General features: G+C 39.8%; 10 protein-coding genes. All 10 read right to left on the reverse strand.

Annotated features, from left to right (window positions below; genetic code table 11):
* Positions 1-2 precede the first annotated feature (2 nt).
* Entirely contained in the window at positions 3-962 is a 960-nt protein-coding gene (locus H8787_RS06475) for an ROK family glucokinase (RefSeq protein WP_187327707.1), read from the reverse strand.
* Between the two features lie 95 nt (positions 963-1057).
* Positions 1058-4237 (reverse strand): carbamoyl-phosphate synthase large subunit, encoded by a 3180-nt coding sequence (gene carB, locus H8787_RS06480; RefSeq protein ID WP_187327708.1) that lies wholly within the window; start codon positions 4235-4237, stop codon positions 1058-1060.
* Between the two features lie 179 nt (positions 4238-4416).
* A complete protein-coding gene (locus H8787_RS06485) occupies positions 4417-5505 on the reverse strand; it encodes a carbamoyl phosphate synthase small subunit (RefSeq protein WP_187327709.1) in 1089 nt (362 codons plus the stop codon).
* A 39-nt stretch (positions 5506-5544) separates the two neighbouring features.
* On the reverse strand, positions 5545-6468 hold the full coding sequence (locus tag H8787_RS06490; RefSeq protein WP_187327710.1) for an aspartate carbamoyltransferase catalytic subunit: 924 nt from the start codon (positions 6466-6468) through the stop codon (positions 5545-5547).
* A gap of 61 nt (positions 6469-6529) precedes the next feature.
* Positions 6530-7798: a uracil-xanthine permease family protein gene (locus tag H8787_RS06495; protein WP_048800104.1), complete on the reverse strand. Its 1269-nt coding sequence runs from the start codon at positions 7796-7798 to the stop codon at positions 6530-6532.
* Positions 7799-7802: 4 nt separating this feature from the next.
* Positions 7803-8324: a bifunctional pyr operon transcriptional regulator/uracil phosphoribosyltransferase PyrR gene (pyrR, locus tag H8787_RS06500; protein ID WP_003072874.1), complete on the reverse strand. Its 522-nt coding sequence runs from the start codon at positions 8322-8324 to the stop codon at positions 7803-7805.
* A gap of 272 nt (positions 8325-8596) precedes the next feature.
* Positions 8597-9508, reverse strand: coding sequence for a DNA-binding protein WhiA (whiA, locus tag H8787_RS06505; RefSeq protein ID WP_006269423.1), 912 nt, complete (start codon positions 9506-9508; stop codon positions 8597-8599).
* Positions 9505-10482, reverse strand: coding sequence for a YvcK family protein (locus H8787_RS06510; RefSeq protein ID WP_003035601.1), 978 nt, complete (start codon positions 10480-10482; stop codon positions 9505-9507). The genes whiA and H8787_RS06510 overlap by 4 nt, the downstream gene beginning before the upstream one ends.
* Positions 10479-11369, reverse strand: coding sequence for an RNase adapter RapZ (gene rapZ / locus H8787_RS06515; RefSeq protein WP_003068901.1), 891 nt, complete (start codon positions 11367-11369; stop codon positions 10479-10481). The genes H8787_RS06510 and rapZ overlap by 4 nt, the downstream gene beginning before the upstream one ends.
* A 154-nt stretch (positions 11370-11523) precedes the next feature.
* Positions 11524-11946: a nucleoside-diphosphate kinase gene (ndk, locus tag H8787_RS06520; protein ID WP_187327711.1), complete on the reverse strand. Its 423-nt coding sequence runs from the start codon at positions 11944-11946 to the stop codon at positions 11524-11526.
* Positions 11947-11960: the final 14 nt, after the last annotated feature.

The following is an 11960-nucleotide window of genomic DNA, read 5'->3' on the forward strand; positions in this document are numbered from 1 at the left end:
GGTTATTGAAGAACTAAAGAAGCCGCTCCAATGACACCTGCATCATTTCCAAGCGTTGCAAGTGCCAGCTTTGTCGAAGTACGCACTTGTGGGAAAGAATTTTCTTCATAAACCTTACGAACACCGTCTAGTAAAAATTCTCCTGCAGCAGAGACACCACCACCAATAACAATCGTTGATGGATTTAAGATTGATCCAATGTTTGCACAGGCAATACCAAGGTAACGAGAAAAATTTCGATAAACAATGAGAGCTAATTCGTCTCCAGATTTAGCTAAGTCAAAGACTATTTTTGCATTAACATCTTCGCCGTTATCAATCAGTTTTTTTAGCTCTGCATCACCAGCATATTCATCAGCATAGCGACGCGTTAAATTAACAATACCTGTTGCAGAAGCTACTGTTTCTAAACAACCTTTCTTGCCACAAGTACAAAGGATTGGTTGATCAAAATCAACTGTAATATGGCCCAATTCTCCTCCTGCTCCAGCTACACCATGCAGTAGTTTTCCTTCCGCGACAATACCACCACCGACACCTGTTCCAAGAGTCATAAACACAACATCGGGCTGATTTTCACCAGCACCTTTCCAACGTTCGCCAAGAGCAGCTACATTTGCGTCATTATCAATAAAGAAAGAAATACCAGTTGCTTCCTCAATCTTTTCTTTTACAGGTTGTAAAGTTTTCCAATTGAGATTATAAGCCCCAATAACCGTTCCTTTTTCACGATCCACAACACCAGGTGAACCCATGCCAATTCCAATGAAATCTTCTGCCCCAAGTCCCAATAGTCGCAAGCGATGATTGATAGATTCAATCATATCATCAACAATATGACTACCTTCATCTAAAATGTTTGTCTTAATAGACCATTTTTCTTGAACTTCTCCCTCTCGAGTTAGAATTGCAAACTTAACAGATGTGCCACCTAGGTCAATCCCAATGATTTTTTTAGACATACTACTCTCCTCTAATAACTATTTTCATTTTCATTATAACAGATTTTTCAAGAATTGAAAAGGTTTGCATAAAACTTAATATATCTTAACCTAGTCTAAATCGCTTCTGTCATGAAGCTACGGCTTTCTAAAACTTGAAGCATGGCATTGGCTGTATCAAGCGCAGTAAAAAGTGGGATTCCATGTTCAATGGCAGAATGACGAATAGCCTGGCCATGTTCATCTGCCGTTCGCTTTGTTCCGACCGTATTGATAATTGCCTGAACCTTGCCTTCGCGAATAAAGGCTGGAATATCATTATGATCATCTGTACCAATTTTTTCAACTAATTGCGCTTGAATACCATTTTCTTTAAAGAATTTAGCGGTACCTTCCGTAGCTAAAATACTGTAACCAATATTTGAGAAGCGACGTGCTAACGCCAATGCTTCTTCTTTAGTATCATCAGCAATAGTAAAAATGACATTACCAAAAGCAGGAAGGTGGAAATAAGACGCTTCAAAAGCTTTATACAGCGCTTTTTCAAGAGTTGAATCAGTCCCCATGACTTCGCCTGTAGATTTCATCTCAGGTCCTAAAAGACTGTCAACCTTAGCTAACTTGGTGAAGGAAAAGACTGGAGCTTTAACATGAACAGTTTGACTTTCTGGATAAAGGCCATCCTTATAGCCAAGTTCAGTCAGACTGCTTCCTAAAATCAATTTAGTAGCAATTTGTGCCATTGGTATATCTGTCACTTTAGATAAAAACGGTACTGTTCGACTGGCACGCGGATTAACCTCAATAACATAAACAGTTTCGTCTTTGATGACAAACTGAATGTTCATCATACCGATACAGTGAAGTCCGATAGCCAATTTCTTAGTATAATCGGCGATAGTCTGCTGCACTTGAGCAGATAAGGTTTGCGGAGGATAAACAGCCATAGAATCACCTGAGTGAACTCCAGCCCGTTCAATATGCTCCATAATTCCTGGAATCAAGACCTGACGACCGTCTGAAATAGCATCTACCTCACATTCTTTGCCAACAATGTAAGAGTCCACCAACACCGGATGAGCAGGGCTAGCCTTGACAGCAGTTCGCATATAAGAACGAAGATCTGCTTCATTCTCGACAATCTCCATAGCCCGACCGCCCAGAACGTAAGACGGACGAACAAGCACTGGAAAACCAATTTTACGAGCCGAAGCGACCGCTTCTTCTTCATTTGTTGCTGTTTGTCCCGGCGGCTGAGGAATATTTAAATCCTTTAAAGCCTGCTCGAAAAGATCACGGTCTTCTGCACGGTCAAGATCAGCTACTTGCGTACCCAGAATTGTCACACCAGCATGCGATAATGGTTCTGCCAAGTTGATAGCTGTTTGTCCGCCAAACTGAACAATGACACCTTTAGGTTGCTCCAACTCAATTACATTCATAACATCTTCAAAAGTTAGCGGTTCAAAATAAAGTTTATCAGAAACTGAAAAATCTGTTGAAACGGTCTCAGGATTGGAATTCATGATAATAGCTTCATAACCTGCGTTTTGAATGGCTTTGACAGAATGAACTGTCGCATAATCAAATTCAACTCCCTGTCCGATACGAATCGGACCTGAACCTAAAACAATGATGGATTCTTTTTCTGATTTGATGGACTCATTTTCCCATTCGTAAGTCGAGTAGAAATAAGGTGTTGTAGATTCAAATTCAGCCGCACAAGTATCAACCATCTTATAAACCGGAATTATCTTGTTGTCAAGACGAAGCTTGCGAACAGCATCTGCTGTCATCTGCCAGATATCAGCAATTTTTCGATCAGCAAAACCATTGTGCTTAGCTTCTTTGAGAATAGCAATATCACCAACCTTGGCTGCTAATTCTGTTTCAATTTCAAAGATATGCAAGAGCTTATCAAGAAAGAAAAGATCAATTTTTGTTAAATCCGACAGTTCCTCAATGGAATATCCACGACGAATGGCTTCAGAAAGATAGAAAAGACGATCATCTTGAGCCTTAACAATTTTGGCTACCAAAGCGTCGTCACTAACATTAGTAAGTTCTGGCATCTCATTATGGTAAACACCGATTTCAAGGGAACGGCAAGCTTTGAGAAGACTTTCTTCAATATTACGCCCAATAGCCATGACTTCACCAGTCGCCTTCATCTGTGTTCCAAGACGACGTTCACCATGTTCAAATTTATCAAATGGAAAACGCGGAATCTTAGCCACTACATAGTCCAAAGCTGGTTCAAACATGGCATAAGTTGTCCCCGTAACTGGATTAATCATCTCATCCAGAGTTAAACCAACAGCGATTTTGGCAGCTAATTTAGCGATAGGGTAGCCAGTTGCTTTAGAAGCTAGAGCTGATGAACGTGAGACACGTGGATTAACCTCAATGACATAGTATTTAAAGCTATGTGGATCCAGAGCCAGCTGTACATTACAACCACCTTCAATCTTAAGGGCACGAATAATTTTTAAACTAGCATCACGCAGCATTTGATTTTCGATATCTGAAAGTGTCTGCGTTGGCGCAAAAACGATAGAATCCCCTGTATGAATACCAACTGGATCAAAATTTTCCATGTTACAGACAACTAGAGCATTATCTGCACTGTCTCTCATAACTTCATATTCGATTTCCTTAAAGCCAGCAATAGAACGCTCAATCAGACATTGCGTTACAGGTGACAGTTTGAGACCATTTTCAGCAATTTCACGAAGTTCTTTCTCATCTGCACACATACCGCTGCCTGTGCCGCCAAGCGTAAATGCCGGACGAACAATGACTGGATAGCCAATCTTAGCAGCAAATGCAACAGCTTCGTCAACGCTATTAACAATATCAGATTCTGGAATAGGCTGTTCTAAATCTTCCATCAATTGCTTGAAAAGATCGCGATCTTCGGCCTGATCAATAGCAGACAGCTTGGTTCCTAAAAGTTCAACACCCAACTCATCAAGAATCCCAGTTCTTGATAATTCCATCGCCATATTAAGACCTGTCTGTCCACCAAGAGTTGGCAATATTGCATCGGGACGTTCTTTTCTTAAAATTCGAGTTACAAATTCAATAGTAATCGGTTCAATATAGACCTTATCAGCAATTTCTTTATCTGTCATGATTGTCGCTGGGTTTGAATTGACCAGAACGACACTATAACCTTCTTCTTTTAAAGATAAACAAGCCTGTGTTCCTGCATAGTCAAACTCAGCAGCCTGTCCAATGATAATGGGACCAGAGCCAATCACCATAATTTTTTTAATATCTGTACGTTTAGGCATTTATAAGATATTAAGGGCGTTAAGCGGATATAGCAAAAATAGGAAACTAGCCGACGACGCTCGCGTCTAGGATGTACTTATCTTTTTTGCAAAGTCCGCATCCCGTATTCGGTTAAGCAAATACGAGAACTTGCCCTTCTCCTTTCTCTATTTGTCAACTTTCAGTATAACATCGAGCATCACTTACCACTTTGTTTCAATTGAAAGGCAGCAATCATGTCCATAAATTCATCAAAGAGATAGCTGGCATCATGTGGCCCTGGTGCAGCATCAGGGTGAAATTGTACTGAAAAAGCAGGGAAAAAGCGATGCCGTACCCCTTCAATAGACTTGTCATTAATCTCCTCATGCGTAACCATCAACTCGTTTGGAAAATTCTCCCTACTAACAGCATAACCATGATTTTGGCTAGTAAAATCAATCCGTCCTGTTGCAATCTCTCTGACAGCATGATTAAAGCCACGATGACCGAACCTCATTTTATAGGTCTGAGCACCATTTGCCTTACTAAAAAGTTGATGTCCCATACAGATACCAAAAAGAGGAATTTTCCCTTGAATCCCTCGAATCATTTCTAGCACTTGTGGTAGGTCATCTGGATTACCTGGCCCATTGGATAACATGACACCGTCAGGATGGAGGTGCAGAATATCTGCTGCACTTGTATCATAAGGAACAACTGTCACATTACAATTGCGTGCTGCTAATTCACGAAGAATTGAATGTTTCAATCCAAAATCAACTAACACAATGCTATGACCTGAACCCGGTGCTGGATACGATGTTTTCGTTGAAACTTGTTTGATATTATCAGTCGGCAAAACAGTAGCTTTCAACTGATCTTGAAGATGCACCATTTGGTCGCCAACATTAGCCAATGTTGCCTTCATCGTCCCATGTTGCCGAATGATTTTCGTTAATGCCCGCGTATCAATACCAGCAATTCCTGGAATTTTCTTGACCTTTAAAAACTCATTCAGGGTCATTTGATTGCGCCAATTACTTGCTCGGCGTGCCCACTCATAAACAACCACTCCCTTACATGTGGGAGTGATCGATTCATAGTCGTCGCGGTTAATTCCATAATTTCCAATTAACGGATAAGTAAAGGTTAAGATTTGTCCATTATAAGATTGATCTGTAATAGATTCTTGATAGCCGGTCATACCTGTATTAAACACGATTTCTCCAGTCACATCAATATCAGCACCGAACGCCTCTCCCTCAAATACTGTCCCGTCTTCCAGAATTAACAAGCGTTTCCCCATCTTTGCCCTCCGTTTGTTATTGCAGCAACATGTTAGCGTTTATTGTTTTTTTCGTCCATTTAGGACAGACTCGATAATTGCCATCCGAACAAATACACCATTTGTCATTTGCTCTACAATACGAGATTTTGGAGCTTCCACTAAGTGGTCTGCGATTTCCACATCACGATTTACCGGAGCCGGATGCATAAGAATAGCAGTATCTTTCATCCGATCATAGCGCTCTTGAGTCAACCCATGCAGTCTGTGGTAATTTTCTTTAGAGAAAATTGAGTTGTCATCGTGCCGCTCATGTTGTACTCGAAGAAGCATCATCACATCCACTTGGTCAACGACTTCATCAAGTGTGACAAATTGTCCATAATCAGCAAATTCTTCACTTCTCCATACCTCTGGACCTGCAAAATAAAGTTCTGCACCCAGACGCTTCAAGATTTGCATATTGGACTTAGCCACGCGTGAGTGGTCTAAGTCACCAGCAATTGCTACCTTCAAGCCATCAAAATGCCCAAATTCTTGGTAAATCGTCATCAAATCCAGCAAACTTTGACTTGGATGTTGACCAGAACCATCTCCACCATTGACAATTGCAGTTGTAATCGTTGGACTTTCAATCAATTCCTTGTAGTAATCCACTTCTGGATGCCGAATGACGCAAACATCTACTCCCAGGGCCGACATGGTTAATATCGTATCATACAAGGTTTCACCTTTATTGATGGAGCTCGTTTTTGAATCAAAATCAAGCAAATTACATCCCAGCTTCAATTCAGCCATTTCAAAAGCTTTGTGAGTTCGTGTAGATGGTTCAAAGAAAAGATTAGAAATAGTATGTCGTTCATCAAAATGAGCTTTCGCTCCATTTTTAAATTCAATTCCGCGTTTAATCAAACTCAATACTTCCTCATTCGTAAGAGTTTCCATTGATACAACATTTTTAAGAGCGATTTGATTGGATGACATGATGTGATTTCTCCTTTTATTAGATACGAGATATTTCTTTTAATGAAGTTAGGTGTCTAAACTAATTTTTAGGTTCCGGCAGAATAAGATAGAGCCCAATTCCAAGAACTGTTGATAAAGCAACTCCCGAAATTTGCAGACCTGAAAGTTGAAGCGTTAAGCCGCCAATTCCTGCAACTAAAATTACACTGGCAATTAACAGGTTTTTCTTATTATCAAAGTCTGTTTGTTTTTCAATTAAAATTTTCAAACCACTAGAAGCGATGACTCCAAAGAGCGCAATAGAAATACCGCCTAGAACTGGAGTTGGAATAGATTGTAAGAGTGCCGATACTTTTCCGACAAAACTCATCACAATCGCAAGTACTGCTGCACCTGCAATAACATAAACGCTATAGATTTTATTGAGAGCCATCACACCAATATTTTCACCATAACTAGTCACTGGTGGTGCCCCAAAAATCCCCGCTATAACTTGTGCAAAACCGTCTCCAGCAAGAGTTTTATCCAATCCCGGGTCTTTAAAGAAATCTTTTTCGGTCAAACTATTCAGTACCATGACATGACCAAAATGCTCTGTCATAGTCACAAATGCAATTGGCGCCATTGTTAAAATTGCACTTGGATAGAATTTAACGCTATAGTCTAAGAAGGGAAGATGCATAGGTGGGACATGAAACCATGAAGCTTGAGACACTTTTGTAAAGGAAATGATGTCTTCTCCTGTTACCGCTCCAAGAACGAGCGCAAAGACATATCCTACAATCAAGCCCAACAGCACTGGAATAATTCCTACAATCTTTTTACCATAAATATTGAAAAGAATGACTGCAAAGAGAGTAACAATCCCAATAATGAAATAAGTTAAATTGTATTTACCATCTTTTAACATGACATCGTTTACCGCTGTGCTGGCCAGACTTAGTCCAATAACCATAATGATTGGTCCTACAACAACTGGCGGCAAAATTTTATCAATCCAAGCGTTTCCAGCAAATTTTACAGTGAGAGCGACAATGAAATAAACCAGACCACCAGTAATAGCTCCTTGAGCGACAGCAGCGATACCGTCTGTTTTCATCAACATTTGCATGGCTGCAATATAAGCAAAGCTAGAACCCATATAAGCTGGTACTTTGTATTTAGTAACTGTTAAATGCGCTAATGTTCCAAGACCACTTGAAAACAAGGCAACTGCTGGGTCAATTCCAACCAGAATTGGAACCAAAACCGTCGCTCCAAACATCGCAAACAAATGCTGAAATGACAATCCTACAAGTAGACCTGGCTTTGGCATATCATGAACATCGTATTTTACATCTTGACTCATTTTCTTATAATCCCTCCGCAATCAAGACACGGTCTTGACCATCCTGTTCTATCATTTCCACAATAATTTCTTCTGTTCGACTAGTTGGAATGTTTTTACCCACATAATCTGCTCGAATCGGCAATTCACGGTGTCCGCGGTCTACTAAAACAGCCAGGCTAACACGTGACGGACGTCCCAAACTAACTAAATTATCAATAGCGGCACGAATGGTGCGTCCTGTATAGAGCACATCATCCACCAAGATAACTTCATGATCTGTAATATCAACCGGAACGTGTGTCGTATCTTCTTCCACCTTAAAGTCATCACGGAATGGTTTAGTATCCAACTCACCGATAGGTACATTGACCTTTTCAAGCTGTGCCAACCGCTCCTGAATCCGTTGTGCAATGTAAACACCCCTGGTTTTAATACCAATCAAGACAATCTTGTCTAGCTCTTTGTTGCGTTCGATGATTTCATAAGTAATGCGTGTAATAGCACGTTTCATTGTCAAACCATCAACAACTTCTTTCGTTTTCATAGAAAGCCTCCTTAAAAATAGAAAAAGTCTCCTTCACAAGGAGACTTCAGAAAATCTAGGCAAGCACAAAGAAACTACCAACAGCCTCACCGTGCAACACCATCTTATACTTTGACTCCTTGTCTGCCTCACGGGACAGATTTAAAGGATTATTTAATTTTTATAACTATATCACATTTTTTGAAAATATTCAAGAGAAAACTGTAAAGTTTTCACGGAAATCCCTAAATTGATTCTGCATATAACACAAAAACCGTACTTCTTTGTATTTCCTACAATTCATTTGCAATTTTATTGATTTTTCTCAAACGATGATTGACACCACTTTTCGTCAAAGGCTTACTAAGACTATCTGCCAATTGCTGAATAGAATAATCGGGGTGGTTGACACGCAGATAAGCAACTTCCTGTAAATCAACAGGCAAACTTTCTAAACCAACTGTATCAATAATCTTGCCAATATTGTGAATGGTCTTCATACTAGCCGTCACTGTTCGAGCGATATTAGCCGTTTCTGCATTGTTTGTCCGATTCAGGTCATTTCTAGCTTCTCGCAAAAGTTTGACCGACTCAAATTCAGTCATTGCTTTCATAGCACCAGTCACAATCAAAAAGTCCATAATATCTTCAGCTCGTTGCAGATAGGTCACCGCTCCTTTTTTACGCTCAATTATTTTTGCATCCAACAAAAATTTTCGCATTAAGGTTGCTAACCCTTCGGCATGATCAGAATAAACCGACAAGATTTCCAACTGATATTTTCCTGACTCTGGATCGCGCATACTGCCACTTGACAGAAAAGCCCCACGCAAATAAGCTCGGCTAGCTTCGTCATCTGATAAAATAGCTTGATCAATGCCTGCTTCAATTCCAAAAAAAGAGTCTGCCAAGTGCAAATCAGCTAAAATTTGTTCCACACTTTCATTTAAAAAAACAGTGTAAACACGATTTTTCCGAAGATTTGTTTTTTGATGATGGCGAATATCAGACTTAACGTGATAAAAAGCTGCCAATAATTCATAAATATGGCGAGCAATTTTTGCATTCTCTGTTGTAACGGATAATGTCAAACCTTGATTAGCAATTCCTAAGCTCCCTGACATTTTAATAATTGCAGATAATTCCGTTTTGTCTTGCCTACCTAGACCAAGCAATTCTTCTTTCACTTTAATAGTAAAACTCATTTACGCACCTGTATGATCTTCATCAGTTCATCTACCACAGACTTACCGTCATGAAAAGCTCCGCCATTTTCCAAGCGAAGAAAATTAGACGAAATGACACGAGGAACTTGTTTTTTCAGGCCTTGAAAATCATGTTCAACTTGCACTAAATATTCATCAAATTTATTAGAATTCATATATTCTTGAGGAACTTGCTCAATGTTCACTAAAACCGTGTCAATAAATGCTTTCCCAAGATGACGATGCAAAACAGCTACGTGGTCACTATCTGTGAAATGCTCGGTTTCACCACGCTGCGTCATAATATTACAAACATAAGCAATCTCTGCTTGGGTTTCCAAGAGCGCTTGCCCAATTTCTTCTATCACCATATTGGGTAAGATAGAGGTAAACAATGATCCCGGTCCTAAAACTACCATATCACTTTCTAAAATTGTCTGCACCACTTTGCGACTAGCAGTTGGTTTTTGGTCATTATAGGTGTTGGTGACATAAACTCGTTCAATCATACCTTGGTGCTCTGCCAAATGACTTTCTCCAGCCACCTCACTTCCATCCGTAAATACTGCATGAAGCGTCAAAGGTGTATCACAAGACGGATAAATCTTGCCAGTTGTGTGGAAAAACTTGGTCAACAGCTGCATAGCATTATAAGTCGAACCCTGCATTTCTGAAATTCCGGCAATAATCAAGTTTCCAAGAGGATGTCCAGCTAAAGCACCGTCTTCTTCTGCAAAGCGATATTGAAAGACTTTTTCATAAAAACGAGGCATATCCGACAAAGCCACCAAAACATTTCGTAAATCACCTGGTGGTGTTAATTGCTGAATGTTTTTCCGTAATTCACCTGAACTTCCTCCGTCATCAGCGACTGTTACAATGGCTGCAATATCTACATCTTTCTTACGCAAACTGTCTAAAATCACAGAAATTCCTGTACCACCACCGATAACAGCAATTTTAGGTTTTCTCATGAACGGTTTACCGTTTCCTTTCTACGGTCTTTATCTCGATGAGACGAATGAACAGTCCAATCATTAGCCAAATCATCGGCTAAACGTTGGGCAAAAGCGACACTTCTGTGTTGACCACCTGTACAACCGACAGCAATTGTCAAAACAGACTTTCCTTCTTTTTTGTAACCCGGCAAAATAGGCTTGATAAGTGCCACTAAATGTTGATAAAATTCTTCTGACTCCGTATGATTCATGACATAATCATAAACTGCTTTATCAAGCCCTGTTTGATTGCGGAGTTCTGGTTGGTAATAAGGATTTGGTAAAAAACGCACATCAAAAACAAGATCCGCGTCTAACGGGATACCGTATTTAAAGCCGAAACTTACCACTTCAACGCGAAATGATTGGAGTTTTGTTGAGTCCGAGAAATGCTCAGAAATTGTTTTACGTAATGCACGTGGTGTTAAGTCAGTCGTATCTACCACATTTTGGCTCATGTTTTTTAATGGTGCAAGTAATTCCCGCTCTAATTTTATCCCGTCTAAAATACGCCCATCTGCCGCTAAAGGATGGCTACGTCGTGTTTCCTTGTAACGAGCGACCAATTCTGTGTCTGCTGCATCTAGAAATAAAATTTTAAAATCAAGTCCATCGTTATTTTCAATTTCATCTAAAACTTGTTGAATTTCCGAAAAGAAAGAACGACTGCGCATATCCACAACCATGGCAATTTTGTCATTGTCTTGCGTTGTTTCAACCAACTGCAAAAATTTAGGAACCAGCGTAGGAGGCATATTATCAATCGTAAAATAGCCCAAATCTTCAAAAGACTGGATGGCTACAGTCTTTCCTGCCCCACTCATTCCTGTCACAATTACTAAATGAATTTTTTTATCTGACATATCTCCTCCTTGATACAACAATCAATTTCAATATCCTAAAGTATCGTCAATTCTTTTTTATTATAACATACCAGACGTGAATCTTATAATAAAAAAGAGAGAATAACAGCGATTAATGTAGTTCTTCTCTCAATTCACATTTATATTTATTGCTTCATTCTTCATCGAACCAAAGGGCAATTTCTCGTTTGGCTGACACTTCAGAGTCTGAACCATGAACAACATTTTGAATCGTTGCACCATCCTCAGCTGCTTGCGCAAAATCCCCACGAATCGTCCCTGGTAGAGCTTCTTCTGGCCGGGTTGTCCCCATCATGTGACGCCAACCTGAAATCACTTGATTACCCGATAAAATACCAACAATCAAAGGCCCACTTGTCATATACTCACGAATTGCGGGGTAAAAATCTTTTGTTAATAGAGCTTCATAATGCTGATCAATTATATGGTTTGGAACATTCGTTCTCATTTCTAATCGTTCAATTTTATAACCACGTCGTTCCACGCGCTTCAGTACTTCTCCAACCAAGCCACGTTTTACACCGTCTGGTTTTATAATAAAAAATGTTTGTTCCATGATTGACACGCTCC

Origin of the sequence: Streptococcus sp. NSJ-72, assembly GCF_014334035.1 — a bacterium.
Classification (GTDB): domain Bacteria; phylum Bacillota; class Bacilli; order Lactobacillales; family Streptococcaceae; genus Streptococcus; species Streptococcus constellatus.

Bases quoted from the DNA above. Each gene is read 5' to 3' on its own strand.
- pyrR (WP_003072874.1), bottom strand. From the start codon at position 8,324: ATGAAAACGAAAGAAGTTGTTGATGGTTTGACAATGAAACGTGCTATT.
- H8787_RS06485 (WP_187327709.1), bottom strand. From the start codon at position 5,505: ATGGGGAAACGCTTGTTAATTCTGGAAGACGGGACAGTATTTGAGGGA.
- carB (WP_187327708.1), bottom strand. From the start codon at position 4,237: ATGCCTAAACGTACAGATATTAAAAAAATTATGGTGATTGGCTCTGGT.
- H8787_RS06510 (WP_003035601.1), bottom strand. From the start codon at position 10,482: ATGAGAAAACCTAAAATTGCTGTTATCGGTGGTGGTACAGGAATTTCT.
- whiA (WP_006269423.1), bottom strand. From the start codon at position 9,508: ATGAGTTTTACTATTAAAGTGAAAGAAGAATTGCTTGGTCTAGGTAGG.
- ndk (WP_187327711.1), bottom strand. From the start codon at position 11,946: ATGGAACAAACATTTTTTATTATAAAACCAGACGGTGTAAAACGTGGC.
- rapZ (WP_003068901.1), bottom strand. From the start codon at position 11,369: ATGTCAGATAAAAAAATTCATTTAGTAATTGTGACAGGAATGAGTGGG.
- H8787_RS06475 (WP_187327707.1), bottom strand. From the start codon at position 962: ATGTCTAAAAAAATCATTGGGATTGACCTAGGTGGCACATCTGTTAAG.
- H8787_RS06495 (WP_048800104.1), bottom strand. From the start codon at position 7,798: ATGAGTCAAGATGTAAAATACGATGTTCATGATATGCCAAAGCCAGGT.
- H8787_RS06490 (WP_187327710.1), bottom strand. From the start codon at position 6,468: ATGTCATCCAATCAAATCGCTCTTAAAAATGTTGTATCAATGGAAACT.